The organism is Actinomadura craniellae (assembly GCF_003289645.1).
GTDB lineage: Bacteria > Actinomycetota > Actinomycetes > Streptosporangiales > Streptosporangiaceae > Actinomadura_D > Actinomadura_D craniellae.
This window is the reverse complement of record NZ_QLYX01000003.1, coordinates 99,242-123,350: the sequence shown is the minus strand read 5'-3', so window position 1 is coordinate 123,350 and position 24,109 is coordinate 99,242. Positions and strand designations below refer to the sequence as shown.

29 protein-coding genes are annotated in these 24,109 nt (G+C 69.8%); 13 read left to right on the top strand and 16 right to left on the bottom strand.

What is annotated here, in order from left to right:
• Nucleotides 1–11 precede the first annotated feature (11 nt).
• Nucleotides 12–1,508, bottom strand: a complete 1,497-nt coding sequence (locus DPM19_RS07295; RefSeq protein WP_158566719.1) for an ABC transporter substrate-binding protein — start codon at nt 1,506–1,508, stop codon at nt 12–14.
• 403 nt (nt 1,509–1,911) lie between these two features.
• Here DPM19_RS07295 and DPM19_RS07290 point away from each other — a divergent pair, with 403 nt between their 5' ends.
• On the top strand, nt 1,912–3,054 hold the full coding sequence (locus tag DPM19_RS07290; RefSeq protein ID WP_111864051.1) for a helix-turn-helix domain-containing protein: 1,143 nt from the start codon (nt 1,912–1,914) through the stop codon (nt 3,052–3,054).
• A 15-nt stretch (nt 3,055–3,069) separates the two neighbouring features.
• Here DPM19_RS07290 and DPM19_RS36920 read toward each other — a convergent pair whose 3' ends face one another.
• From DPM19_RS36920 to DPM19_RS07255, 7 genes are all read right to left on the bottom strand, one after another.
• Nucleotides 3,070–3,369, bottom strand: a complete 300-nt coding sequence (locus DPM19_RS36920; RefSeq protein WP_111864050.1) for a DUF397 domain-containing protein — start codon at nt 3,367–3,369, stop codon at nt 3,070–3,072.
• 120 nt (nt 3,370–3,489) lie between these two features.
• A complete protein-coding gene (locus DPM19_RS07280) occupies nt 3,490–3,684 on the bottom strand; it encodes a DUF397 domain-containing protein (RefSeq protein WP_111864049.1) in 195 nt (64 codons plus the stop codon).
• Between the two features lie 40 nt (nt 3,685–3,724).
• On the bottom strand, nt 3,725–3,919 hold the full coding sequence (locus DPM19_RS07275; protein ID WP_111864048.1) for a DUF397 domain-containing protein: 195 nt from the start codon (nt 3,917–3,919) through the stop codon (nt 3,725–3,727).
• Nucleotides 3,920–4,031: 112 nt separating this feature from the next.
• Nucleotides 4,032–4,226 (bottom strand): DUF397 domain-containing protein, encoded by a 195-nt coding sequence (locus DPM19_RS07270; RefSeq protein ID WP_111864047.1) that lies wholly within the window; start codon nt 4,224–4,226, stop codon nt 4,032–4,034.
• 40 nt (nt 4,227–4,266) lie between these two features.
• Nucleotides 4,267–4,461: a DUF397 domain-containing protein gene (locus tag DPM19_RS07265; protein WP_111864046.1), complete on the bottom strand. Its 195-nt coding sequence runs from the start codon at nt 4,459–4,461 to the stop codon at nt 4,267–4,269.
• Nucleotides 4,462–4,573: 112 nt separating this feature from the next.
• On the bottom strand, nt 4,574–4,768 hold the full coding sequence (locus DPM19_RS07260) for a DUF397 domain-containing protein (RefSeq protein WP_111864045.1): 195 nt from the start codon (nt 4,766–4,768) through the stop codon (nt 4,574–4,576).
• Entirely contained in the window at nt 4,768–5,574 is an 807-nt protein-coding gene (locus tag DPM19_RS07255; protein WP_111864044.1) for a helix-turn-helix domain-containing protein, read from the bottom strand. The genes DPM19_RS07260 and DPM19_RS07255 overlap by 1 nt, the downstream gene beginning before the upstream one ends.
• Before the next feature lie 119 nt (nt 5,575–5,693).
• Between DPM19_RS07255 and DPM19_RS07250 the strand changes: the two genes are divergently transcribed.
• Both DPM19_RS07250 and DPM19_RS07245 read left to right on the top strand, forming a co-directional pair.
• Entirely contained in the window at nt 5,694–6,140 is a 447-nt protein-coding gene (locus tag DPM19_RS07250; RefSeq protein ID WP_146778766.1) for an ATP-binding protein, read from the top strand.
• A gap of 435 nt (nt 6,141–6,575) precedes the next feature.
• Nucleotides 6,576–6,956 carry an MmcQ/YjbR family DNA-binding protein gene (locus DPM19_RS07245; protein WP_233509957.1) on the top strand — a complete coding sequence of 127 codons (381 nt, stop codon included), beginning with the start codon at nt 6,576–6,578 and terminating at the stop codon, nt 6,954–6,956.
• A gap of 46 nt (nt 6,957–7,002) precedes the next feature.
• Here DPM19_RS07245 and DPM19_RS07240 read toward each other — a convergent pair whose 3' ends face one another.
• The 4 genes from DPM19_RS07240 to DPM19_RS07225 all read right to left on the bottom strand — a co-directional run bounded on the left by DPM19_RS07240 (nt 7,003) and on the right by DPM19_RS07225 (nt 10,312).
• A complete protein-coding gene (locus DPM19_RS07240; protein ID WP_111864042.1) occupies nt 7,003–7,689 on the bottom strand; it encodes a hypothetical protein in 687 nt (228 codons plus the stop codon).
• Nucleotides 7,690–7,711: 22 nt separating this feature from the next.
• Complete coding sequence (locus tag DPM19_RS07235; RefSeq protein ID WP_146778765.1) at nt 7,712–8,308, bottom strand: hypothetical protein; 597 nt, start codon at nt 8,306–8,308, stop codon at nt 7,712–7,714.
• A 461-nt stretch (nt 8,309–8,769) separates the two neighbouring features.
• Nucleotides 8,770–9,441, bottom strand: a complete 672-nt coding sequence (locus tag DPM19_RS07230; protein WP_111864040.1) for an alpha/beta hydrolase — start codon at nt 9,439–9,441, stop codon at nt 8,770–8,772.
• 199 nt (nt 9,442–9,640) lie between these two features.
• Complete coding sequence (locus tag DPM19_RS07225; protein ID WP_111864039.1) at nt 9,641–10,312, bottom strand: alpha/beta hydrolase; 672 nt, start codon at nt 10,310–10,312, stop codon at nt 9,641–9,643.
• Nucleotides 10,313–10,543: 231 nt separating this feature from the next.
• Here DPM19_RS07225 and DPM19_RS07220 point away from each other — a divergent pair, with 231 nt between their 5' ends.
• A complete protein-coding gene (locus DPM19_RS07220) occupies nt 10,544–10,948 on the top strand; it encodes a four-helix bundle copper-binding protein (RefSeq protein ID WP_111864038.1) in 405 nt (134 codons plus the stop codon).
• Nucleotides 10,949–11,084: 136 nt separating this feature from the next.
• Nucleotides 11,085–12,827, top strand: coding sequence for a hypothetical protein (locus DPM19_RS07215; protein ID WP_111864037.1), 1,743 nt, complete (start codon nt 11,085–11,087; stop codon nt 12,825–12,827).
• 204 nt (nt 12,828–13,031) lie between these two features.
• Here the strand turns inward: DPM19_RS07215 and DPM19_RS07210 are convergent, their stop codons facing one another.
• Nucleotides 13,032–13,937, bottom strand: coding sequence for a helix-turn-helix domain-containing protein (locus tag DPM19_RS07210; protein ID WP_111864036.1), 906 nt, complete (start codon nt 13,935–13,937; stop codon nt 13,032–13,034).
• 101 nt (nt 13,938–14,038) lie between these two features.
• Nucleotides 14,039–14,383 (bottom strand): ArsR/SmtB family transcription factor, encoded by a 345-nt coding sequence (locus DPM19_RS07205; protein WP_111864035.1) that lies wholly within the window; start codon nt 14,381–14,383, stop codon nt 14,039–14,041.
• A gap of 157 nt (nt 14,384–14,540) precedes the next feature.
• Between DPM19_RS07205 and DPM19_RS35165 the strand changes: the two genes are divergently transcribed.
• The 3 genes from DPM19_RS35165 to DPM19_RS36125 all read left to right on the top strand — a co-directional run bounded on the left by DPM19_RS35165 (nt 14,541) and on the right by DPM19_RS36125 (nt 18,458).
• Entirely contained in the window at nt 14,541–14,687 is a 147-nt protein-coding gene (locus DPM19_RS35165; RefSeq protein ID WP_158566718.1) for a hypothetical protein, read from the top strand.
• A gap of 320 nt (nt 14,688–15,007) precedes the next feature.
• Complete coding sequence (locus DPM19_RS07200; protein WP_111864034.1) at nt 15,008–16,174, top strand: alkaline phosphatase PhoX; 1,167 nt, start codon at nt 15,008–15,010, stop codon at nt 16,172–16,174.
• A gap of 112 nt (nt 16,175–16,286) precedes the next feature.
• Nucleotides 16,287–18,458: a protein kinase domain-containing protein gene (locus tag DPM19_RS36125; protein WP_233509956.1), complete on the top strand. Its 2,172-nt coding sequence runs from the start codon at nt 16,287–16,289 to the stop codon at nt 18,456–18,458.
• Between the two features lie 7 nt (nt 18,459–18,465).
• On the opposite strand, the gene DPM19_RS07190 is transcribed toward DPM19_RS36125, so the two are convergent.
• Nucleotides 18,466–18,705, bottom strand: coding sequence for a DUF397 domain-containing protein (locus DPM19_RS07190; RefSeq protein ID WP_111864033.1), 240 nt, complete (start codon nt 18,703–18,705; stop codon nt 18,466–18,468).
• A 4-nt stretch (nt 18,706–18,709) separates the two neighbouring features.
• A complete protein-coding gene (locus tag DPM19_RS07185; protein WP_407642491.1) occupies nt 18,710–19,579 on the bottom strand; it encodes a helix-turn-helix domain-containing protein in 870 nt (289 codons plus the stop codon).
• A gap of 337 nt (nt 19,580–19,916) precedes the next feature.
• Between DPM19_RS07185 and DPM19_RS07180 the strand changes: the two genes are divergently transcribed.
• The 5 genes from DPM19_RS07180 (at nt 19,917) to DPM19_RS07160 (ending at nt 24,096) form a co-directional block, all read left to right on the top strand.
• Nucleotides 19,917–20,390 (top strand): ATP-binding protein, encoded by a 474-nt coding sequence (locus DPM19_RS07180; RefSeq protein ID WP_233509955.1) that lies wholly within the window; start codon nt 19,917–19,919, stop codon nt 20,388–20,390.
• Nucleotides 20,391–20,717: 327 nt separating this feature from the next.
• Nucleotides 20,718–20,933: a DUF2277 domain-containing protein gene (locus DPM19_RS07175; protein ID WP_111864031.1), complete on the top strand. Its 216-nt coding sequence runs from the start codon at nt 20,718–20,720 to the stop codon at nt 20,931–20,933.
• A gap of 92 nt (nt 20,934–21,025) precedes the next feature.
• On the top strand, nt 21,026–21,379 hold the full coding sequence (locus DPM19_RS07170; RefSeq protein ID WP_111864030.1) for an STAS domain-containing protein: 354 nt from the start codon (nt 21,026–21,028) through the stop codon (nt 21,377–21,379).
• Nucleotides 21,380–21,487: 108 nt separating this feature from the next.
• Complete coding sequence (locus DPM19_RS07165; protein WP_111864029.1) at nt 21,488–22,744, top strand: M16 family metallopeptidase; 1,257 nt, start codon at nt 21,488–21,490, stop codon at nt 22,742–22,744.
• Nucleotides 22,741–24,096 carry a M16 family metallopeptidase gene (locus DPM19_RS07160; protein ID WP_111864028.1) on the top strand — a complete coding sequence of 452 codons (1,356 nt, stop codon included), beginning with the start codon at nt 22,741–22,743 and terminating at the stop codon, nt 24,094–24,096. Before DPM19_RS07165 ends, DPM19_RS07160 begins: the two co-directional genes overlap by 4 nt.
• Nucleotides 24,097–24,109: the final 13 nt, after the last annotated feature.

Here is a 24,109-nt window from a genome sequence, read left to right as displayed (position 1 = left end):
CGCTCGCCGGGTCATCGGCCCAGCCCGAGGTACGCGAGGTTCACGTTGCCCTGGACCGAGGTGCTGTCCGTCGCGCCGGTCACGTCGTCGCGCCAGGCCAGCAACTCGGGGATGAAGTACAGGCCGATGAAGGGGACATCACCGGCGGACACGGCGTTGATCTGCTTCATGACCTGCTTCTGCTCGTCCTCGCCGTAGGTGGTGAGCAGCTTCTGCACCAGCGGGGTCGCGGCGGTCCTGACCTCGCCCACGTTCGCGGGGGACTCCTGGCCGTAGAACCGCGGGTAGACGTACAGCGGGGAGGTGCCGCCCATCGCCGAGATCAACATCAGGTTGTCGGTGCCCGGGTAGAAGTTCCGCGTCGCCTCCGCCGTGGGCTGGGCCTTGACCTGGAGGTCGATGCCCACCTTCTTCAGCTGTTCCTTGAGGACCACGGCATTGTCGGCGTAGGGGAAGGTGTTGAGGGCCACCGCCTTGATCGTGATTCCGTTGCCGTGGCCGGCCTGCCGCAACAGCTCCCTGGCCTTCGCGGGGTCGTGCGGCTGGGCGTTCTCGACACCGGGGTCGAAGAACGGGCTCCTGGCCGGGTACGGCCCCCACGTGGGCGCCTTCCACACCCCGCCCGAGACGGCTTCGGCCATGGCCTTGCGGTCGATCGCGTGGCTGATGGCCTGGCGCACGCGCACGTCGTCGAGTGGCGGCCTGGAACGGTTGAGGTTGATCGAGGTCCAGCCGGTCGCGACATCGTTGCTGCCGAGCGTGATTCCGGACTGGTCCTTCAGCTGCGCGACGAGAGTGGTGTTGAAGCCCCACGCGTAGTCCACTTTGCCCGCGAGGACCTCGCTGGCCAGGGCCGAGTTGTCCTTGAGGATCCGCCACTCGATCTTCTTCACCTTCGCGGCGGGAGTGCCGGCCGCGGTGTAGCCGTCCCAGCGGGTCAGTTCCGCCGAGACGCCCGGCTTGTAGTCGGTGAGTTCGTACGGCCCCGCGCCCACGGGGCGGCTCGCGAACCGGTCGCCGTCCTTCTCGCGTGCGGTCGGCGAGGCGATCATGCCCATCCGCCCCGAGAGCAGATCGGGCAGCGCCGCGTAGCGCTCGCTGAGCTTGAACACGACGGTCCGGTCACCGTCCGCGGTGATGCCGGTGACCTGCTCGGGAACCTGGTTCCCCATCTTTTTGCACTGCGTGAGGCTCTTGGCGACGGCCGCGGCGTCCATCGGGGTGTCGTCCTGGAACTTCAGGTACGGCTTGAGCTTCAGGCTGAAGCCGAGCTTGTCGGCGGAGTACTCCCAGCTCTCCGCGAGACCGGGACCGAGCTTCCCGGTCCTGTCGTCGGCCTTGATGAGCGGCGCGTACAGGACGTTGGTGTAGGCCAGCTCGGACCCGTTGCTGGGCCCGCACGAATCGAGCTGAACAGGCATCTGCTGGGTGGCGACCCGCAGGACGTCCCGGGCGGCCCCGCCGCCACCCGAACCCCCGCACGCGGTCGCGGTCGAAGCCAGAACCATCCCCCCGGCGACGGCCCAGCGTGCCGCGCGCCGCCTTTCTCCGTTGCCGTTGCGCACTCGTTGCACTGTCACTCCCATAGACACAGTCCGTTATAAGCCCTGCCTCACACAGCGTGACCGGCGAGAGCAGCACAGTATCTGCACTATGGATGCTAAAACTTTTGTGACGCCGAACACAAGAGCCCGTAACACCGACGCAACACTTGCCCCCCTCCACCCACCGAAGCGCCGCGCGTGCGGCCCGCCCGGTCCCGCCGCGCGCCCGCACCCCGATAGATGACCCAGCGGGACGGGAGCAGGCAGGCCGTGGCGCGGCGTGGCGCGGCGTGGCGCGGCGTGGCGCGGCGTGGCGCGGCGTGGCGCGGCGTGGCGCGGCGTGGCGCGGCGTGCGAGAATCGCACACATGGGCGAGATTGACGCGAAGACGCTGGGCGAACGCATCCGGGGCGCCCGCAAGCGTGCTGACATCAGCCAAGAGGACCTGGGAAGGGCGGTCGGCCTCGAACGTACGGCCGTGAACAAGATCGAGAGCGGCGTTCGCAAGGTCACGGCACTCGAACTATCGGACATCGCTGGTGCGCTCGATGTGCGCATGTCCAGCTTCTTCGAGGACCCCGTCCCAGCACTCGTCTCACATCGGTCCAGCCAAGGGCTGGACACCACGGACTCGAAGATCGACGACCTCCTCGCGAAGTACGCCGGCGAGATCGAGTTCATCGCCTCTTTGGAGGTCGACGAACTGGGCCTCGATGCCGCCGACAAAGTCAGCGAGGCGGACATCACGCAGCCCGCAACGAACGCGGCGGCCGAGGCCCTCGCCGTGAAGGCCCGCGAACTGATGGCCCTGCCGGCAGAGGCTCCCATCCAACGGCTCTCGGACAGCGTCGCCGGTATCGGGCTCCTGGCGTTCTCCCATGACATCGGCAAGGACAGCGCCGACGCCGGGACGATCTTGCTACCTCGTGGTGGCGTCAGCCTGGTCAACAGCCACATGAAGATCGGTCGCAGGCGGCTCGCTCTCGCGCACGAACTCGGCCACTACCTGATTTCGGACGACTACACGGTCGACTGGCGGGTGGACAATCACGCCGACCATTCCGTTCCGGTGGAGTCACGCCTCGATCGCTTCGCACGCGCACTGCTACTACCCGAGGCTGCGCTCATGCAGCACTGGAATGACTACGTCGAACGGTACGAAGAGCGCGGTGCGGCGATCCTGCTGGCAAGCGATTTCCGGGTCGACATGGCCACCCTGGCCAAGCGGTTGAAGGAGCTGGGATTGGCCGATGGCCAGACCACCGATTCGATTCGAGGCTACCGCACGACCCAAGCCGACATCATCGAGATGAATCTGCACATCCCACTCGAGGAGCTACAAGGAACGACGGTCCCAAGACCATTCGCACGCGCAGTGCTCCGCCTCGTCCGCGATGAGCGAATCAGCCGCGAACGAGCCCTGGACCTCCTCCAGAACACTTTGGACGAAGCGGATCTCCCACCGATCCGCGAACGGCGCTCCGACGAAATCTGGAAGTTCATCTCGTGACAGTCCCTGACGAGGTCAGAGCTCCGCTTTGACCTCACACCAGTCGAGTACCGGCTCACCGGCGACGATGGACTCCAACGCACGCCGCCCGATGAGCCCGTCCTCCATATCCTCAATGAATACAGCACGCTTTTGATCGCACTTCATGCGAGCCAGCAAGGCGGCGAACGAATCGGCGGGAAGGGCGAGTTGCGGGCCGTCAGGGTCTTTGCTGTCGCGAATACCGATCACTCCACCGAGATCGGCGACTTCAACGCACTCCGAGTTGTCAGTGCCACCGCTACGGCTCGCCTTACGCCACTGTGGAACACGCATCAGGACACCTCCGGCAGGTAGGTCCGCTATAGGGAACTTTAGTGGGGCGACAGGAACCCCGTAAGAAGCCGGGAACGGCCAGAGCCCGGCTCCGCCTGGGGCTCTGGCTGTTGGCCGGGTTCAACGGCCGAGTCCATCGTTCTTCACACGGGACAGGAAGGCTGTGAACGATTCGGCGGGGAGAGCGAGCTTCGGGCCCTCGGGATCCTTGCTGTCCCGAACACCGATCGCTTCGCCGAGGTCGGCGACCTCCACGCACGCAGAGTCGTCGGTGCCACCGCTCCGGGTTGATTTACGCCATTGGGGGGTGCTCATCAACGGGCCTCCATCACCCAGTTGGGGCAGTTGGTAAAGGTCAGAGACCGAGTCCGTCACGCTTCACGCGGAACAGGAAGGCTGCGAACGACTCGGGAGAGAGGGCGAGCTTCGGGCCGTCGGGATCCTTGCTGTCCCGAACACCGATGGCTCCGTCGAGGTCAGCGACCTCCACGCAATGAGAGTTGTCGATGCCGTCGCTTCGAGCTGGCTTACGCCACCGTGGAACGTGCATTAGGACACCTCCAGCGCATAGGTCCGTTGTAGGGAACTTTAGGCAGAGTGGCAAGAGTCCTGCGAGAAGCCAGAGCCCCGGGCTTGCCCGGGGCTCTGGCCGTAGGCCGGGTTCAGCGGCCGAATTCGTCGTGCTTCACGCGAGACAGGAAGGCGGCGAACGACTCGACAGGGAGAGCGAGCTTCGGGCCGTCGGGATCCTTGCTGTCACGGACACCGATCGCTTCGCCGAGATCGGCAACCTCCACGCACTCCGACCCAGAAGTTCCACCGCTTCGAACGGACTTACGCCATTGGGGGGTGCTCATCAACGGGCCTCCATCACCCAGTTGGGGTAGCTGGTAAAGGTCAGAGACCGAGTCCGTCACGCTTCACGCGGAACAGGAAGGCTGCGAACGACTCGGCAGGGAAGGCGAGCCGCGGACCACTGGGGTCCTTGCTGTCACGAACACCGATGACTCCGCCAAGGTCAGCGACCTCCACGCATTCAGAGTTGTCGATGCCATCACTTCGAGTCGACTTACGCCACCGTGGAACGTGCATCAGGACACCTCCAGCGCATAGGTCCGTTGTAGGGAACTTTAGGCAGAGTGGCAAGAGTCCTGCGAGAAGCCAGAGCCCCGGGCTTGCCCGGGGCCCTGGCCGTAGGCCGGGTTCAGCGGCCGAATTCGTCGTGCTTCACGCGGGACAGGAAGGTGGCGAACGGCTGGGCGGGGAGGGCGAGATTCGGACCGTCGGGGTCCTTGCTGTCACGGATGCCGATCATCCCGCCGAGATCGGCGACCTCCACGCAATGGGAGTTGTCAGTACCGCCGCTTCGAGTTGACTTACGCCATCGGGGGGTGCTCATCAAAGGGCCTCCATCACCTGTTGGATCAGACTCCGGGAAGAGTCCTCAGGCAGCGCCTTCGCGCCGATGCGCTCGTACCGCTGCATGACCGATCGGACTTCCGGGGCGCCACGAATCAGTCTTCCACCTTCGGTCGCCTCCACATACGCCACGTCTCCGGACTTGAGCGAGAAGACCACGAAGCTGCCTTCCAGCCCCAGGTGGAACCCGGTGTTCGCTGGGATCACGCGCAGTCCGACGTTGGGGCGTTCGGACACCTCCAGCAGCCAGGCGAGCTGTTCCTTCATCACTTCACTTCCGCCGATCATGCGGTGCAGGACGCTCTCGTCCATGAGCACCCACAGGAACGGGGGCTCCTCCCGGTTGAGGATTTCCTGCCGGGCCATCCGGGCGGCCACCTGCGTCTCCACGTCCATGGATCCGGCCGCGGTGAACAGGGCGCGGGCGTACGCCTTCGTCTGGAGGAGACCCGGGATCAGGGAGAGTTCGTAGTTCCTGACCACCTCGGCCTGGCTCTCGATGCCGACGTGTTCCATGAACCAGCCCGGGTCGTGGCCGAGGCGGGCGTAGTGCAGGAGGCGGGCGAAGTGGCCGCCGGTGTTGAAGTGCTGGTCCAGGGCTCGGGCGTGGTCGTCGTTGATCCGGTACTCGCCTGATTCCATCCGGGAAACAGTGGATCGGACGACACCCATGATCTTGCCGAACATCTCGCCGGTCAGGCCGGCCCGCATGCGATAGAACCGCAGGTCGTGGGCGAGCCAGGCCCACATCGAGGACAGCGGGTCGATGGATTGCCTCGGGTACATGCCTGCTCCCTTGTGTTGTGCATTGTTGTGGTTTCCCGGCCACAACAGCGACAGAGGGTTTCGGGGCCGCCACTCTTGTGCCGGATAGCACGAGAGAACGCGTCGAAGGCGGCTCAGCGGTGACCATTACCGGAACGGACAATCTGCACATACCAATGCTCGCTTCCCCGGCCTCCGCTGGACTGGCCTGGAGCCTAATCGAGCAACGTCTGATTACGTGGGGATTTTCGGAATCCAGCAGGTACGACGCCCGGCTCATCCTTTTTGAACTGGTCGCCAATGCGGTGACCGCCAGCACCATTACCGGACATATCACCATTCACTGCAAGCGGGAGGAACACGGCATAGTCCTCGGCGTCGCCGACAGCAGCCCCGTCCTCCCCCGGCACCCCGCTCCCGTCACCGAACTCCACCCCGATGACCTGGACCTGAGCGAGGCGAACTTCGACAACAACGGCGGTCGCGGGCTGGTCATCGTCACGTCCCTCGCCGCCGCGTGCGGGGTCACCCCGCTCCCGTCCGGAGAAAAGATCGTCTGGGCTCGCCTGCTCGGACCGGCCCTATGAGAATGAGCGAAATGATCTCGGGCATGGCTTTCCAGTCCCTCATTCTGATCTCCGCCGGAATCGCTGCGGGCATTCTGCTGTGCATATCCGGCACCGCGCTGGCTCGTGACCGCCGCGATCGCCGGCCCGTTTCGCGCCACTGGTAAGCCGCGGAACCAGATCTCGACCGGAAATCACTTTCCCCGCTCGCGGTCTCCGGCGAGATAGACCAAAAGGGATGTGACGTTCCCAACCTCTGCGGAATGCGGCGAGCCACCGCGGTACCGCGCCAGGCGGTGAACGGCTCCACCTGACTCGCGTTCCGGGACGGATCACCCGGCTCACCGGCACGCATCCCGCAACCGGCGGGCTCCTTCACCTGGCCCTCGGTGACGCGCGAGGCGGCCTCGCATCGGCGCAGGCGATTCTGTCGTCCCGGCGTGCGAGCATCACGGCGTGCACGAGAACGTGGGCGAGGAACTGTACGAGGCCGTCACCGGCTACTGCGAGAACTTCCTGGGCAGCGTCCGGGAGTACCCCTTCGGGGAGTCCGCCGGTGTGTACAAGGTCGCCGGAAAGATGTTCGCCCTCCTCGCCGAGGACTCCCAGCCGCCCCGGCTCAGCGTCAAACTCGACCCCGAGGAGGGGCTGGCGCTGCGCGCCGAGTACCCCGATCACGTGCTGCCCGGCTACCACCTCAACAAGCGGCACTGGAACACGATCGTCCTGGACGGCACCCTCGCCCGGGACGAACTGCTCACCCTGCTCAGGCAGTCCTACGACCTGGTCATCGCCGGGCTCCCCGAACGGCGGCGACCTCCGGCACCCGACCACTGAACCCACCGCGCGGCCGGGAGATCTCCGCGGAATCCCGCCGGATGGATCACTGCTGGATCGCGGTGACCAGCTCGCCGATGGATCGGGGCTTGGTCCACGCGGGGCCGAAGTGGTCCAGGTCCTCGATGCCTCCGACCAGTTTGGTCCCCGCCGCGGCCCGGGCTGTCGCAGGCGTTCTCTCCTCGAAGACCAGGCTCTGCGGGTGGAGCGCGGAGACGAGCGGCGCCCCCTCGGGAACCCCGCCGCCTCGGGAGGCCGGCTGATCCGGTGTGGGTCTGGTTCTTCCGAAGAGGACGACGGGGGTCCCCTTCGGGATGGCGCGCTGGAAGTCCGCGGGGGTGCGTGCGGATTGACCGGCGCCGGCGAAGACCTCAGCGTAGGCATGGCCGTCGTGCAGGTGCCGGTCCTCGCCCTTGACCTTCTTGCCCACGCGTATCCGCATGACCACCCTCTTGATCGGGCCGTCGTCGCTGGCCGGATCGCCGACATAGGAGGTCCGGCCCTCGGTGAAGCCTTCGACCGTACCGGCCACCACGATGCCGACCCCCCGGGCCACCGCAGCCGCGGCGGGCGTCTCGGCGTTCACCGAGTTGACGTGTCCCTGCCGCAGCACGGACACGTCCACCCGGCCCGCCGCGACCCGCTCGGCACCCGCGACCTCAGCGGGTTCTTGCCCCCCGCAACCGGCAACGGCGATGGTGGCCGCGGTCAGCGTGACCATGAACTTCTTCATGTGGACCATTCCTCTCAGGTGATTAGAACCACGCGTTGATGTGGCCGACGTGGTGAGAGTTGTAGGTCCGCCACAGAATGTTGCCACTGTCATGAACTCCACTGTTCATGCAGTCGTTGACTCCGCCGATGTCGGATGGAGGGGCGCCGTCGTAGTGGCGTAGCCCGACGGTGTGCCCTAGTTCGTGACAGGCGGTGTGCGTGTACTCGTTCTCATCGTTACTCGCGAAGTAATTGATCTCTGTTTCGCTGAGGAGGGCGTCGATACGGTCACATGTGCCGTTTGAATTCATGCCGTTGCAGTACGCCACCCCCAGGACGCCGTATTCCCAGAATGCCTCGACCCAGACGGTGTCGCTGCGCCCGTCGCCATCACCCGTGGTCAGGTCACACGTCGATTCGTAGCGGGTGACGGCTTGGGTCCTCGCACCCAGGGCATCGTCGGTTACGGCCCTGGCGTTGTTGGCAATATGGGCTGGCATGCCGTACTCGCCGGACGTGTTGACGCAGTACCAGTGGTCACCCGAGTCCGGATGGACCAGGATCCCATTCGGGTCGATCCCTCCTGGCCACGGGTCGGCCAAGGCTGGAGGAGCAGCGGCTGCACCGAGCAAGATCATGACTGCGAAAAAGGACGTAGCGACCTTGCGACCAAGCGGCCACCGAAGGGCATACTTCACAGGCACCTCTTCCAGGACATTGTTGTAAATCGCTAACGCATATCCCAGAAGTTGATCACAAACCAGCCCCGCCTGTCCATATGTCGAAGTATGTCACTTATTACTCCAGGTCATACCTGCGGAACACTCAGGAAATACCGGAGAGAGAAATTGATCCGTCAGGTGAAGCGGAGATTCACCTGCGTTACGGAAGTCAACGACGGCTGCACAGCGCATGAGTACACGCGAGGCAAGCCCGTCCAGGGGTCGCGACTTCTTGGGTGGCAGCCGGCCAGAAGGGACCGCCGTGGTAGCGCACGGCCCGGGTCACCGTTCCCAGCCTGGCAGGCCCACCGGACCGGTTCGGCGGGCCACCCCGCCGGTCGAGGTGGCCCGCCGCGATCCGAGTTCTGGAGAGGGGTTCAGCCGAGTTCCGCCCGCAGCAGGTCGGCCAGGGCGCCCGGGCAGGACAGGAACGGCGAGTGCGAGGCGTCCATCCGCAGCACCCGCTCCGAGCGACCGGACATCGCCTCCTGGGCCGGCACCGGGAGCGCGGCGTCCTTCTCACAGATGACGTAGGTGCTGGGAATCGACTTCCAGGCCACCCTGGTCAGCGGCTGCGACAGGGCCGGCAGCGACTGGTTGGTCAGCCGGGCGACACTGGCGGCGGCCGTCTCCGGATCGACGTCGCCGTAGAAGACCTCCTCCGGGTGCGGTGGCGGGCCGGTGTGGTCGCCGTGGTCCTCCACCCAGTCGGGTGTGGGGCCGCCGACGGCGTCCAGCAGAGACTCGCCCTCGTCGAGTTGGAAGGCGGCCAGGTAGACCAGCCGCCGCACGCCGGGCAGGCCCCCGGCCGCCTCGGTGACCGGCAGGCCGCCGTAGGAGTGCGCGCAGACCACGACCGGCCCGCCGGTGTCCGCCGCGGCCCGCACCGCCCGGGCGTCGTCGTAGAGATCACCCAGCGAGGCCACGTCCGAGCCACTGGAGGGCAGGGACACCGTCCGCACGTCCACATCCGGAAGCCGGTCGACCAGCCGTTCCCAGCACCACGCACCGTGCCAGGCCCCATGCACCAGAACCAGTGTCGGATTCATCCGCACTCCCCCGAGTCTCGGTTCCCCACCCATTGTTCTACGCCAAAGCCGCAGGTCATCGTGCGTCTTTCCGGTGGATAGAAGCCTGGGAGGGGAGCTCGGGGGGTGCCGTATCACGCCTTGCGGCGACAAGTCCGGCACCGAGTTCCCCCGGGACGGGCCGCGCCGGACGGCCCGTCCACAGGGTGGGGACGGCGGATCAGTCGAGTTCCGCCCGCAGCAGGTCGGCCAGGGCATCCGGGCGGGACAGGAACGGCGAGTGGGAGGCGTCCATCCGCAGCACCCGCTCCGAGCGACCGGACATCGCCTCCTGGGCCGGGACGGGGATGGCGGCGTCCTTCTCGCAGACGACGTAGGTGCTGGGGATCGACTTCCAGGCCACCTTGGTCAGCGGCTGCGACAGGGCCGGCAGCGACTGGTGGGCGAGCCGGGCGACACTGGCCGCGGCCGTATCGGGATCGACGTCGCCGTAGAAGATCTCCTCGGGGCGCCGGACGTCCACATGCCCGTCGTGGACGTCCCACCAGTCAGGCGGGGTGCCGCCGACGACGCCCAGCAGCGACTCGCCCTCATCGAGTTGGAAGGCGGCCAGGTAGACCAGCCGCCGCACGCCGGGCAGGTCCCCGGCCGCCTCGGTGACCGCCAGGCCACCGTAGGAGTGCGCGCAGACCACGACCGGCCCGTCGACGGCGGTCACCGCGGCCCGCACCGCCCGGGCGTCGTCGTAGAGATCGCCCAGCGAGGCGGTGTCCGACCCGCTGGACGGCAGCGACACCGTCCGCACGTCCACGTCCGGAAGCCGGTCGACCAGCTTCTCCCAGCACCACGCGTCATGCCAGGCGCCATGCACCAGGATCAACGTCGGGCTCATCCGCGCTCCCTACTCCGGGTCTCGGTGGATCCGCACACTGTCGCACGCCGAAACGGCAGGTCACCGCGCATCCTTCCGCTGAGCGGAAGCCTCGGCGGGGCAGATCATCAGCCAACCCAGCAAATACCTCATTAGCGGCATAAACCTCAGATCACCCAACAGCCGATAACCGCCGTTTAGCCGGGAACCGCGAGGACAGGGCAGATAACGAACCACCAAAAGGAGGAAAACATGACCGTTACCGCAGAAATGCTGCGGACTTACCCGCAGGACCTCGGCGGGGTCGACCGGGACAAGCTGCGCGCATGCATCGAAGCGTGCTACTCCTGCGCCCAGGCCTGCACCGCCTGCGCCGACGCCTGCCTGAGCGAAAGCGACGTCACCGGACTGGCCAAGTGCGTCCGGACCGACCTGGACTGCGCCGACCAGTGCGAGACCACCGGCCGGGTGCTGTCCCGCCACACCGGCTACGACGCCAACCTCACCCGCAGCGTGCTGGAGGCCTGTGCCCAGGCGTGCAAGAGCTGCGCGGAGGAGTGCGAGCGGCACGCGTCCCGGCACGAGCACTGCCGGGTCTGCGCCGAGGAATGCCGCCGCTGCGAGCGGGCCTGCCGGGACCTGCTCGCCTCGCTCTGAAGACCCCTTCCGGACCGGCGCCCGTGGAACGCCTCCGCGGGCGCCGCACCATGTCCGTATATGGCAAATTAACGGATGCGCCGTAACCACTTCCCGGGGACACTGGAATCCGGCTCGGGAAAAGGACGGCGCGCGGATGGGCGATCGCTGGGGCAGGCACCTGCTGGTGCTGGGAATTCTCTGGGGGTGGATGCCCGCCCTCGGCTGGCTGCTGTGGTCGCTCTCCCGATGGCTGATGCCCGGCCTCAAGTTCAACCAGGACCTGGCCTCCCTCGTCCAGCGCTGGTTCTTCCCGCACGGCGACCTCAGCGCGCTGACCGCGCTCGGCTGGCTGTGGGTGGTGACCGGGCTGGTCATCTCGGCGATCTACCTGACCGCCGCGTGGGACGACGGCGACGGCGATGGGGGCACCCTCGCGCTGGCCGCGCTGTGCGTGCTGCTCGCGCTGGCCGTGGCCTGCTTCCTGCTCCCGCCCGCCTTCTGGGACAACGACAAGGACACCGGCCGGCACTACGGCGCCACGACCGTCTTCCACCTCCCGGACCTCACCCGCGTCCCGGGCTCGATGACCGACCTGCTGCAGGGCTCCCGGCCGGGCGACGGGAAGAACTGCGACCGGCTCGGCGCACACGACGTGCACGCGTGCGTCAAGCGGGACGCCTCCTTCTCCGGCCTGCGCTGGGAGGCACGGACGTCCTCCCTGGCCGCGGCGCGGACCGCGATGGCCAACGCCGCCTCGCCGGTCCAGCAGGTCGACGTGCTGGACGACTCGGTCACCTACCTGTGGGGCGAGACGAAGGACTCCGGCCGCTGGTCGGGGCTCCTCGACGGCTCGGGCGACCACCGGCCGATGTACGGCGTGGCCGAGTGGGACGGCACCACCAACACCGCCCGGATCTGCCGCTTCGACACCTCCTACCGGATCAACCGGGCGTTCAGCGGCACGCAGCTCAACAGCATGCGCAACCTGCTGGCCGAGCGGTACCCCGCGCTCCACTACGAGTCCACCGACATCTGGGGGTATTGCCAGAACGACCGTCCGGTCATCGTGATCCCGGTGCAGCGGCAGATCGGTTACGAGAGCCGCACCGTCATGACGGCCGGCGGCGTGCTGGTGATCCGCGGTTCGGCGAGCGGCCGGCCCGCGATCGAGCACCGCGGCCGGGTCCGCCCGGGCGAGCTGCCTGGCCCGGTCTACCCGATCTCGCTGGTGCGCGCCCAGCGCGACGCGGTCCAGTGGGCGGCCGGGCGCGGGCACCGCGACCGCTCCGGGTTCGGTTTCGAGCGCACCGACTTCCGCACCCAGGCCGAGAACCGCGGCGAGTACCTGCTGCGCGGCGCGGACCGGCGGCTGTACTACGTCACGCCGATGACCCCGCGGGCGAGCCGGTCGCAGTCCCTGATCGCCTACGGCATCGCACCGGCCGACCAGGTGGACGACCGCCGGCTGAACCGCTACCACGTCCACGTGCTGGCGGACGGCGACCCGGCGGTGGCCAGCCTCAACACCCTCAACGCCCAGGCGGTGGCGCACATCTCGGGCCCGTCCAGCCCGCACCCCAACTTCCTCAACTCGGGCGGCTCGCTGCAGGAGTTCCTGCCGCTGGGCGGCGAGATGTGGCGCGTCTACGGGGTGCAGAATGGCCAGACGGTCTTCTACATCGACCTCTCAGCCACCGGCCGGACCGAGCCGCGGACCGTGCGCGGCCAGGCCGCGGCACCCCCGCCCGCCCCCGGCGCCGGCCCGGCGGCCACCGGGTGCGGCCGGCCGGTCGCCGAGCTCTCCCCGAAGGAACTGGCCGACTGCCTCGGCCGGTTCGCCGACGAGTTGCAGCGGCGCGCCACGGCACCGCCGGCGACCCCCTCCCCGCGCGGCTAAGGCGTGTTTCGAAGTGGGCCGAGTGCCGATGATCCCGGCGCGCTCGCGCAGGACCCGGCCACCTGGCACAAGCACCTACGCCGGTGATCGTTGAGGATGGGTGGGGCCCCAGCCCCACCCATCCTCAACGATCACGCGAGCAAGGCGCCGGAGACGGGCGCTGGTGGTACCGCCAGGGCTGCCGGCCGCACTTGGAGACAGGCCTTAGCGCAGGCCGTCGAGGATCGTGGCGATGACCCCGTGGGTGGCCGGCGGGGTGGCCTGGACGGCCAGCCGGTTGAGGACGGCCAGGTAGTGGTCGACGTCCTCGCGCTTGTCGAGGTAGACGGCGCCGGTGAGCTGTTCGAGGTAGACGATGTCGGGCAGGTCAGGCTCGGAGAACCGCAGGATGGTGAACGGGCCGCTGATCGCGGGATGCCCGCCGGTGTCGAACGGCACCACCTGGAGGGTGACGTTCCGCAGTTCCTCCAGCTCCAGCAGCCGTTCGAGCTGCGCGCGCATCACGTCGGTGCCGCCCATCGGGCGGCGTAGCGCGGCCTCGTCCATGACGGCCCAGACCTTGGGCGCGTCGGTCCGGGTGAGCAGTTGCTGGCGGGTCATCCGCAGCGCCACCCGGCGCTCGATCTGCTCGGTGGTCGCGCCGGGGTGACTCAGCCGCAGCAGCGCCCGGGCGTACGCCTCGGTCTGCAGCAGCCCCGGCACCGACTGCGGCTCGTAGCAGCGGATCAGCGCCGCGGCCTCCTCCAGCCCGATGTAGGACTCGTACCAGTCGGGCAGGACGTCGCCGTAGTGGTGCCACCAGCCGGGAGTGTTCGACTGCCGGACCAGTTCCAGCAGCCCCGCCTGTTCGGTCTCGTCGTCGAACCCGTAGAGCCGGAGCAGGTCGAGGACGTCACGCTCCTTGAACCCGACCCGGCCGCGCTCCAGCCGGCTGATCTTCGAGGCGGAGGCCCTGATCGCCTCGCCGGCGGCCTCGCCCGTCACCCCGCCGGCCTCGCGCAGCCGGCGCAGTCGCGCGCCGAGCAGGCGGCGCACCACCGTGGGGCCGCCCATCGGCTGGGCGAAGATGCCACGTACCGGGGGGTCGGCGTCGAACTCTGGTGTGATCATATATACATCGCCAGATCGGGGACGGGCGGACGCCCCACAGTCTCGCACCTTCACCGCCGGCACAGGACGGGGAGTCCCAACAAGATCGGGCAAGCCGACGATCAGGCGGTGTCGCCGCCGGGGTGGCCGGCCGCGGCGGCGAGTTCGGGGGACCGCCCGCCGAGGACGACTCCGAGCAGGCCGGGGAAGCGGGCGTCGAGGTCTTCGCGGCGAAGGCTGGTCATGATGGTGCGGCCGGACTGCTGCTGGCGGATGACGCCGCTCTCGCGCAGCACCCGCCAGTGGTGGGTGGCGGTCGACTTGCTGATGTCGAGCGAGATCGCGCTGCAGGCGCACTCTCCCTGCTCGGCCAGGGAACGCACGATCTTCAGCCGGATCGGGTGACCCAGCGCGTTGAGCACGTCCGCGAGTTCGATCTGCTCTCGGGGCGGGTGATAGAGCGTCACGATTCCAGGGTACGCGAACGTTCGTACGAAGAAGGGGCCGCCTGGAGGTTCAAACGGTACGAAAGTTGTCGTACGTTAGAACTGTACGAAGGTCCTCGTACTTGCACACTCCATCTGTGCCGCCCTCGTGCATGCCCGAGAGGAGAGCGAACAGCACATGCAACCCCTGATCACCAGGTCTCCGAAGAAGAAGCCCGTCAAGTCCACCTCGCTGCGCGCGCTCGCCGTGGCCGCCCGGCTCGAGCGCCGCCAGGACCACCTGACCGAACGGCACGGGACGAAAACCGTCGCCGACGCCGCCTGAGCCGAGGGAGGGAGCGGAGCGGCCCGCGAGGAACGAGTGGTCCGCGCAGCGACCGAGCGAGGCGAAGGCGGTAACGGTACGGCCTGAGCCGAGGGGTCCACGGGCCGGAACGGACCGGTGCAGGGCCCGCCGCGGGGAGTTCCCCGCGGCGGGCCCTTTGCCGCGTTACGGACACCCCCAGCCCCGACATACCGGACAGTCGGCCATGGATGGGACACCGGGTGTTCACGCGTCCCACCGGTGGGCGTTCTCCCGCCGCGCCTACGCTCGGCGCAGCCGCGGCAACGGATCGTCTTCGCCCCACCTCCAGGAGACATCTCATGGAACGCCGTACCTTCCTCCGCACCTCCGTCGTGGGCGCCGGTGCCCTCACCTTCTCCGGATCCCTGTGGCAGCGGGCCGCGTACGCCGCCCCCGCCCAGAACGCCGCCGGCCCCTACGGCGCGCTGCAGGCCGCCAACTCCCACGGCATCCAGTTGCCGGCCGGGTTCACCAGCCAGATCGTGGCCCGTACCGGCCAGGTCGTGTCCGGCACCTCCTACACCTGGCACCGGGCACCGGACGGCGGCGCCTGCTTCGCCGACGGCACCGGATGGATCTACGTGTCCAACTCCGAGACGTCCGCCGGTTCCGGCGGCGGCGCCTCCGCGATCCGGTTCAACTCCGCGGGCACCCCGACCTCGGCGTACCGCATCCTGTCCGGCACCAACAACAACTGTGCGGGCGGCAAGACCCCCTGGAACACCTGGCTGTCGTGCGAGGAGGTCGACACCGGCCGGGTCTGGGAGACCTACCCGGGCGGCGGCACCGCCGCCGTGGTCCGGCCGGCGATGGGGCGCTTCAACCACGAGGCCGCCGCGGCCGACCCGGTGCGCCGGGTCATCTACCTGACCGAGGACAAGAGCGACGGCTGCCTCTACCGGTTCATCCCGACCAGCTGGGGCAACCTGGCGTCGGGCACCCTCCAGGTGCTGCGGGCCGGCACCGCCACCTCCGGCTCCTTCACCTGGGCGAACGTCCCCGACCCGGACGGCTCGCCCACCGCGACCCGCAACCAGGTCTCCGGGGTCAAGCGGTTCAACGGCGGCGAGGGCTGCCACTACGCCAACGACACCCTCTGGTTCACCACCAAGGGCGACAACCGGGTCTGGCAGCTCAACCTCGCCAACAGCACCTACGAACTCGCCTACGACGACAACCTGGTCAACCCCGGCCCGGCCCCGCTGACCGGCGTCGACAACATCACCGGATCGGGGTCCGGCGACCTGTTCGTGGCCGAGGACGGCGGCAACATGGAGATCTGCCTGATCACACCGGACGACAAAATCTCGGTCTTCCTGCGGGTCACCGGGCAGAGCTCCTCCGAGCTGTGCGGGCCGGCGTTCAACCCGGCGGGGAACCGGCTCTACTTCTCCTCACAGCGCGGCACCTCCGGGTCCTCCACCGGCGGCATCACCTACTGCGTCACCGGCCCGTTCCGCTCCTGAATCTCCCGGCCGGCGGGGCCCCGCGCCCCGCCGGCCCCCTTCCCGATGGGTTCGTCCGTCCCCGCCTGCAACTAGGGTTGGTCCGAAACCCATGTGACGGAAGAGATTTCGCGTGACCGAGCAGACCATGCCGGAGACCGAGCCGCTGCGGGCCGGCGACCCGGAACGGCTGGGGGCCTACGAGATCTTCGGCCGGCTGGGCGAGGGCGGCCAGGGGGCCGTCTTCCTGGGCCGGCGACCCGGGGGCGAGTTCGCCGCCATCAAGCTGCTGCACGCCACCCGCACCTCCGACCCCGCCGCGCGGGCCCGGTTCGTCCGGGAACTGGAGGTGGCCAAGCGGGTCGCGCGCTTCTGCACCGCACAGGTCCTGGACGCCGACGTGGCGGGCGACCGGCCCTACATCGTCAGCGAGTACGTGTCGGGCCGCTCGCTGCACCACCTGGTCCGGACCGAGGGGCCGCGCGGCGGCGGAGCGCTGGAGCGGCTGGCCATCAGCACGCTGACCGCGCTGACCGCGATCCACCAGGCCGGTGTCGTGCATCGTGACTTCAAGCCCCACAACGTCATGATCGGCCCCGACGGGCCGCGTGTGATCGACTTCGGGGTGGCCCGGGCGCTGGGCGCGGCGGGCGAGACGCAGAACGTCGGCACCCCCGCGTACATGGCACCCGAGCACTTCTCCGGCGAGCCGCCCGGCCCGGCCGCCGACATGTTCGCCTGGGGCGTCACGATGGTGTTCGCCGCGACCGGGCGGCCCGCCTTCGGCAACGACGAGATGGCCGCGGTGATGAACCGCATCCTCACCACCGAGCCCGATCTACGCGCCCTGGCCGGACCGCTGCACGACGTGGTCGCCGCCTGCCTGGCCAAGGACCCGGCGCTACGGCCAGGCGCCCGGGAGGCCCAGGAACGGCTCGTCGGCGCGGCCACCGGCTCCGCGTTCCCGCCGGCCGTGCCCACCCCGCTGGAGGACACCCATCCGGCCGCGCGCCCGCCCGGGACGGCACCGGCCGACGAACCGCCCCGCCCCGAGCGCCCGGCCGGACAGCCACCCGCGCCCTCCGGGCCGGCACCCTCTCCCCTTGAACGGTCGCCCATCCCCCTGGGGCAGGCATCCGCCGCCCACGGGCAGGTCCCCGTCCCCCCCGAGCAGGCGCCTCCACCGGCTGGGCGGCCGCCCGCGCCTTCCGAGCAGGCGCCCATCCTGCCGGGGGCGATCCAGACTCCACCCGAGCAGGCGCCCGCCCTACCAGGAGCGATGCAAGCCCCACCCGAGCAAGCGCTCTCGCTGCCCGGGGCGATGCAAGCCCCGCCCGAGCAGGCGCCCGCCCTACCGGGAGCGATGCAAGCCCCACCCGAGCAGGCGCCCGCCCTACCGGGGGCAATGCAGGTCCCACCGGAGCAAGCCATCTCGCTGCCCGGGGCGATGCAAGCCCCACCCGGGCAGGCGCCTGCTCCGTCCGGGCAGTTCCCCGCTCCGGCAGCCGTGCCGCCAGGGCAGGCGGCCGTCCCGCCCGGAGGTTCGACGGCTCAGGCACCGCTCCCGTCAGGGACGCAGCCGGCGGGCCCGTTCCCTCCTGGTGGGGGCGCTCACCCGTACGGGCCGGTCCCCGCGGCGCGGCGGCGGCGCGTGCTGCCGCTGATCGGGGCGGCGGCGGTCGGCGCGCTGCTGGTCGGCGGTTCGGTCTGGGCGGCGACGCTGCGCGGTGACGGTCCGCCGGACGGGCGGAACGCGGAGGTCGCCGGGAACCTGCCCGGGGCGGGCCCGGAGGACGACTCGGCGGCGGGGGCCGGCGGGCCCGGGACCGTGCGGTCACCGGGCGCCACCCCCTCGGCCCGTCCCTCCGAGCGAGCCGGAGCGAGCGCGCCACCGCAGAACGCCCCCAGCCGGCCGCCCGGCTCCAAGCCGCCGGCTGCCCCGCCACCCGGTACCGGAGGCACGGGGGGCGGCACCCAGCGCACCAACCCGTACACGGCCCAGCAGGTCTGCGGCGGCGGCTACTACGTGCAGCGGTCGAGCGCCTTCTCCGGCGGGCGGACCTACCAGCTGTACAACACCTCGACGAAGAACAACTGCGTCGTCACCCTGAAAACCGTCGATGTGGGGCGGCCGACCAGGGTCTGGGCCAAGCTCGAAGCCCAGGGCGGCGGCACGCGCTCCGACAGCGGTTCCTTCTCGTACTACGCGGGTCCGGTGTACGTCGAGGCCCCGGGCAAGTGCGTGCGGTACTCCGGTGGGGTGGGCTCGGCGAGTACCAGCGTGGGGTGGGCCAACTGCGGCTGACCCGGGGTCAGCCGGGCACGCCGAGGAGGTTGTCGAAGTCGCCGTCCTTGGCGCCGAGGATCAGCGCCTCGATCTCCGGGCGGGTGTAGACGAGCGCGGGCCCCTCGGGGTCGCGGGAGTTGCGCAGCGCGATGCCGCCGTCGGGGAGTTCGGCGAGTTCGACGCAGTTCCCCTGGGAGTTGCTGCGCTGGGACTTGTGCCATCGGACCCCGCGCAGCGTGGTCGCGGGCACGCCGTTGTACGTCATCGGCTCACGTCCTCCCGAGCATGTCTCCGAGGAACTCGATCGTCTGTTCCGGGGTGGCGCTGTCGACGCACAGCCGCTCCATCGCCTGGAGGTACACGTCGACGTCGTCGCGCTTGTCCAGGTACAGCGAACCGATCAGGTTCTCCACGTACACCACGTCCGGCAGGTCGGAGTGCGGGAACCGCAGCAGGGAGAAGGCCCCGCCCTCGGCCGCGTGCCCACCGAACTGGAACGGCATCACCTGGATGGTGACGTTGGTGAGCTTGGACATGGCGATGAGGTGCTCGAACTGTTCCCGCATCACCTCGGGGCCGCCGATGGGCCGGCGCAGCGCGGCCTCGTCCAGTACCGCCCACAGCCGGGGGGCGGCGGGCTCGGTCAGCCGGCGCTGGCGCCGCATCCGCAGGTCGACCCGCTGGTCGATCTCGGCCTCGTCCGCCTCGGCGTTGCCCTGGCGGATGACCGCGCGGGCGTAGGACTCGCACTGCAGCAGCCCGGGCACGAACTGGAGCTCGTAGGTGCGGATCATCGAGGCCGCCTCTTCGAGGCCGACATAGGTCTGGAACCAGTGCGGCAGCACCTCGGTGTAGCGGTGCCACCAGCCGGGGGTGTTGGCCTCCTTGGCCATGCGCAGCAGGGAGTCGCGTTCGTCCCGGTCGGCGACCCCGTACAGGGTGAGCAGGTCGGCGACGTCCCGTTCCTTGAAGCTGACGCGGCCGAGCTCCATCCGGCTGATCTTGGATTCCGATGCGCGGATGGCGTATCCGGCCTCCGGGCGGCTCACGCCGCGGGACTCGCGCAGCCGGCGCAACTCCGAGCCGAGCAGGATGCGGCGCACGGTCGAACCCGGTCCCGACGCATCGGCAGGGGTCACGACCCGTCCCTCCGGCTGTGGTGACCGTACGGTGTCTCGCCGCCCGCTCGGCCACCGGATCGCGAACAGCGCACCAAGTGTGCCACTCCCCTCCGGTGGTACGGCCTCAAGTCGGGCGGACTGTGCCTGACGAACTGACCTCCCGTCCATGCACTGAGCAAATGCACGTGCATTGGGGCTTGCATTAGCACGCTACGATGCGCAGGATAACGCACAGGACTTATCTGCCACGGCCGCACGACGAGATCACATGCGGGGTCTGAGGATGACGTCACGCCAGGCGCGCAACGAGGTGCTGGAAACTGCTCCCACCTCGGCTGATGCAGCGAGCCCAGCCGTGCCGGTACCCGAGTCCGACGAGCTCCCGCCCTACCTCGAAAGCGCGCTGGCATCGCTCATCAGTGAGTGGCACGACCCCTCGTTCACCGTGACGCCGGAGCTCGATTCGGTAACGGCCGCCCGGCACTTCGCCACCCGGACGCTGGGCGGCTGGGACATGGGCGCCCTCGCCGACGACGTCGGCCTGGTCGTCACCGAACTGGTCACCAACGCGCTGCGGCACAGCCTCCCGCCCTGCCCCAAGGCCGCCGAGCGGACCTCGATCCGGCTACGGCTGCTGCGGCAGTACTCCTGGGTGCTCTGCGGAATCATGGACGCCGCGTCCAGCGCGCCGATGCGCCGGGAACCCGACTTCGTGGCCGAGACAGGCCGCGGGCTGCACCTCGTCGACTCCTTCAGCGCCCGCTGGGGCTGGCGCGGCCTCGCCCCCGGCGGCAAGGTCGTCTGGGCCCTCTTCCACGTCCCCGCCTGAGCCGAGGGAGTGCGCGGAGCGGCCCGCGAGGGACGAGCGGTCCGCGCAGCAAACGACCGAGGCGAGGGCGGAGACCAGCACAGCCTGAGCCGAGGGAGTGCGCGGAGCGGCCCGCGAGGGACGAGCGGCCCGCGAGGGACGAGCGGTCCGCGCAGCAAACGACCGAGGCGAGGGCGGAGACCAGCACAGCCTGAGCCGAGGGAGTGCGCGGAGCGGCCCGCGAGGGACGAGCGGTCCGCGCAGCAAACGACCGAGGCGAAGGCGGCAACGGCACGGCCTGAGCCGAGGGACGGCGCCGTTGTCGGTGGCCCGGGGCAGAATGCGGTCATGTGCCGCAGCATCAAGACCCTCCGCCCGCCGTTCGAGGACGACGTCACCGAGGAGGACGTGCGCGCAGCCGCCCTGCAGTACGTCCGTAAGATCTCCGGATTCCGCGCGCCGGCCGCGCACAACGCCGAAGCCTTCGACCGCGCCGTGGACGCCGTCGCGGCCGCCACCGCGGAGCTCCTCGCGTCGATCGAGGTGCGCGGCGCGCGCAGGTGACTTCTGGATAGAACGCGTTTGTGCGGGTATAGCGACAGCCCCGTGGCCAGCGGGACAGGATCGCGACCGCCGACGAGAGGCATGGAGAGTTCGTGGATTTCGCCGTCGAGCAACGCGTTGAGAAGGATCTCACGGTCATCGAGGTGACCGGCGAGGTCGACGTCTTCAGCAGCCCCCGGCTGCGCGAGACCCTGCTGGAGGTGATCGACGGGGGCGCCCTGCACCTGGTCGTGGACCTGGGCGGCGTCACCTTCCTCGACTCCACCGGGCTGGGCGTGCTGGTGGGGATCTTCCACCGGCTGCGCGCGCGGAACGGCACGCTGTCCTTCGTCGGAGGGAACGAGCGCGTGCGCCGCGTCTTCCACGTCACCCAGCTCACCAAGATCTTCGTGCTCTACGACTCCGTCGAGGAGGCCGTCGCAGCGCACAGCGGTACCGCGTCCTGATCCGAGCGCGCCCCCGAGCCGGTACGGTGCAAACCGGGAATCAATGGCCGGTACAGGCGCTCCGCACGGCGCGCCCCGGCCGACGCGCCAGCGGAAGGGGAGCGCTCCGTGGCAGAGCAGCCGCTGCACGAGCACACGCTCGGCAATGGGCTACGCGTGGTGATCCGCGAGGACCACGTGGTACCACTGGCCGCCGTGAACATCTGGTACGGGGTCGGCTCGCGGCATGAGCAGGCCGGCCGTACCGGGCTGGCGCACCTGTTCGAGCACCTGATGTTCCAGGGCTCGGGCGGCGTCGCCGAGGGCGAGCACGCCGCCCTGCTGGAGGCCGCCGGGGCCACGTTCAACGCGAGCACCTCGTTCGAACGCACCAACTACTACGAGACCGTCCCCGTCAGCCACCTCGAACTGGCGCTCTGGCTGGAGGCCGACCGGATGGGCACGCTGCCTGCCGCCCTCACCCAGGCCAACCTCGACAACCAGCGCGACGTGGTCAAGAACGAGCGCCGGCAGCGCTACGACAACCAGCCGTACGGCACCGCGTTCGAGCGGTTGTGCGCGCTGACCTTCCCGGCCGGGCACCCGTACGCGCACACCCCGATCGGGTCCATGGACGACCTCGACGCCACCACGCTGACCGACTGCACCGACTTCTTCGCCACCTGGTACGCCCCCGGGAACGCCGTGCTGTCGATCGTCGGCGACGTCGATCCGGCGGCCGCCCTGGCCGCGGCCGAGCGCTACTTCGGCCCGGTGCCCGCCGGCCCTGCCGCACCGCCCGCCCGGCCCGCCCCCGGCGACCGGCTGGCCGAACTCCGCGTCGAGAAGGTCGACGAGGAAGTGCCCTCCCCCGCCTACTTCGCGATGTTCCCGCTGCCCTCCGACGGCACCGCGGAGATCGAGGCCCTCGACCACGCCCTGGAGATCCTGGGCGGCGGAACCGGTTCCCGGCTGTACGACCGGATGGTGCGCCGCGACGAGATCGCCACCGAGGTCTGGGCCGGGGTGACCCGGCTGGCCGCGGGGCCGTCGGTGGCGATCGTCGAGGCCATCGGTCCCGACCTGGGCGTGCTCGCCGACGTCCTGGACGAGGAACTGGCCGCCTTCGCGACCGAGGGCCCGTCCCACGACGAGACCGTGCGGGCCGTCGCCCAGGCCGAGCGCGCCTACCTGGCGCAGACCGAGACCGTCACCGGGCTGGCCGACGGGCTGTCCCACAACGCCACGCTGTTCGGCGACCCGAACCGGGTGTTCACCGCTCCGGAACGCGCCGCCGCCGTCGATGCCGCCGACATCCGGGCGGCCGCCGCGCACTGGCTCGCCCCGGGCGCCCGCGCCGTCGTCACCTACGGAGGAGCAGCTTGAAGATCGACTTTCCGCCCCGGCCCGTTCCGGGCCCGATCCCGGCCTGGGCGTTCCCGACCGGCACCTCCGGCCGGCTCGGCGCGGGGCTCGGCACGCTCCGCTGCGACCTGCCCGGGCGGCGGCTCGCCGCGGTCCGGCTCGTGCTGCCCGCCGGGGCCGCCCGGGAGCCCGCGGACCGCGACGGCGTCGCCACGCTGACGGCGCGGGCGCTGCTGGAGGGCACCTCGCCCGGCGGGGGCACCCGGCTGGCCGCCGCCCTCGACCGGCTCGGCGCCACCCTGAACGCGTCGGCCGACCTCACCGCGCTGCGGATCGCGCTGGACGTGCCCGTCACCCGGCTGCCCGCCGCCCTCGACCTGCTCGGTGAGGTGCTGCGCGGCCCGGCGCTGGACGACGCCGACGTGCGCCGGCTGATCCGCGAGCGCCAGGAGGAGATCGCCCAGGAGGACGCCGACCCCGGCAGCCGGGCGCACCGGGAGCTGCGCACCACCATGTTCCCGGCCGGCAGCCGCATCTCCCGGCCGACCGGCGGCCGCCCCGAGAGCGTGGGCGCGCTGACCGGCGCCGACGTGCGCGCCTTCTACGCCGCGATCGACCCGGTGCAGGCGAACGCGGTGGTCGCCGGCGACCTGTCCGGTCTCGACGTCGACGCGCTGCTGTCGGCCGCGCTGGGCGACTGGACCTCCACCGGCGCGGCGCTGCCCGCCGCCGACACCACGCCGCCCACCGCCGGCCCCCGGCTGGTGGTGGTCGACCGGCCCGGGTCGGTCCAGACCTACCTGGCGTTCGCGCACGGCGTGCCGCCGCGCGACCACGCCGACTGGGCCCCGCTGACCGTGGCGGCCCGGGTACTGGGCGGGGGGCTGACCTCCCGGCTGAACGCGGTGCTCCGCGAGGAGAAGGGCTACACCTACGGCTTCCGGGCCGGGCTGATGCGGATGCGGCACTGCGGGCTGTTCGTCGCGCAGGGGTCCGTGCACACCGAGGTCACCGCGGCCGCCGTCGCCGACACGCTCACCGAGCTGCGCGGCGTCGTCGAGCGTGGCATCACCGCCGAGGAGCGGGCCACCGCGGTCAGCGCCCTCGCCGACCGGGCGCCCGCCGAGTACGAGACGGCCCGCGCGGTCGCCGCGGAACTCGCCGACGCGCTCGCCGCCGGGCTGGGTGCCGACCATCCGCGCCGGTACATCGACGCGGTACGGGAGGTGACGCCCGAGGACGTCGCCCGTGCGTACGCTGCACACGTATCACCCGAATCGCTCACTGTTGTCGCTGTAGGTGACGCTTCGCAGATCAGAGAGTCCTTGGAAGAGCTTAAATTCTCCGCGGTCACCGTCATTTCCGCGGAATGAGCGGTTAGGGTCG

Bases quoted from the DNA above. Each gene is read 5' to 3' on its own strand.
- DPM19_RS07210 (WP_111864036.1), bottom strand. From the start codon at position 13,937: ATGATCACACCAGAGTTCGACGCCGACCCCCCGGTACGTGGCATCTTC.
- DPM19_RS07200 (WP_111864034.1), top strand. From the start codon at position 15,008: ATGGAACGCCGTACCTTCCTCCGCACCTCCGTCGTGGGCGCCGGTGCC.
- DPM19_RS07270 (WP_111864047.1), bottom strand. From the start codon at position 4,226: ATGAGCACCCCCCAATGGCGTAAGTCCGTTCGAAGCGGTGGAACTTCT.
- DPM19_RS07275 (WP_111864048.1), bottom strand. From the start codon at position 3,919: ATGCACGTTCCACGGTGGCGTAAGCCAGCTCGAAGCGACGGCATCGAC.
- DPM19_RS07230 (WP_111864040.1), bottom strand. From the start codon at position 9,441: ATGAATCCGACACTGGTTCTGGTGCATGGGGCCTGGCACGGTGCGTGG.
- DPM19_RS07290 (WP_111864051.1), top strand. From the start codon at position 1,912: ATGGGCGAGATTGACGCGAAGACGCTGGGCGAACGCATCCGGGGCGCC.
- DPM19_RS07280 (WP_111864049.1), bottom strand. From the start codon at position 3,684: ATGAGCACCCCCCAATGGCGTAAATCAACCCGGAGCGGTGGCACCGAC.
- DPM19_RS07240 (WP_111864042.1), bottom strand. From the start codon at position 7,689: ATGAAGAAGTTCATGGTCACGCTGACCGCGGCCACCATCGCCGTTGCC.
- DPM19_RS07225 (WP_111864039.1), bottom strand. From the start codon at position 10,312: ATGAGCCCGACGTTGATCCTGGTGCATGGCGCCTGGCATGACGCGTGG.
- DPM19_RS07235 (WP_146778765.1), bottom strand. From the start codon at position 8,308: ATGATCTTGCTCGGTGCAGCCGCTGCTCCTCCAGCCTTGGCCGACCCG.
- DPM19_RS07255 (WP_111864044.1), bottom strand. From the start codon at position 5,574: ATGTACCCGAGGCAATCCATCGACCCGCTGTCCTCGATGTGGGCCTGG.
- DPM19_RS36920 (WP_111864050.1), bottom strand. From the start codon at position 3,369: ATGCGTGTTCCACAGTGGCGTAAGGCGAGCCGTAGCGGTGGCACTGAC.
- DPM19_RS07260 (WP_111864045.1), bottom strand. From the start codon at position 4,768: ATGAGCACCCCCCGATGGCGTAAGTCAACTCGAAGCGGCGGTACTGAC.
- DPM19_RS35165 (WP_158566718.1), top strand. From the start codon at position 14,541: ATGCAACCCCTGATCACCAGGTCTCCGAAGAAGAAGCCCGTCAAGTCC.
- DPM19_RS07215 (WP_111864037.1), top strand. From the start codon at position 11,085: ATGGGCGATCGCTGGGGCAGGCACCTGCTGGTGCTGGGAATTCTCTGG.
- DPM19_RS07190 (WP_111864033.1), bottom strand. From the start codon at position 18,705: ATGACGTACAACGGCGTGCCCGCGACCACGCTGCGCGGGGTCCGATGG.
- DPM19_RS07265 (WP_111864046.1), bottom strand. From the start codon at position 4,461: ATGCACGTTCCACGGTGGCGTAAGTCGACTCGAAGTGATGGCATCGAC.
- DPM19_RS07175 (WP_111864031.1), top strand. From the start codon at position 20,718: ATGTGCCGCAGCATCAAGACCCTCCGCCCGCCGTTCGAGGACGACGTC.
- DPM19_RS07220 (WP_111864038.1), top strand. From the start codon at position 10,544: ATGACCGTTACCGCAGAAATGCTGCGGACTTACCCGCAGGACCTCGGC.
- DPM19_RS07295 (WP_158566719.1), bottom strand. From the start codon at position 1,508: ATGGTTCTGGCTTCGACCGCGACCGCGTGCGGGGGTTCGGGTGGCGGC.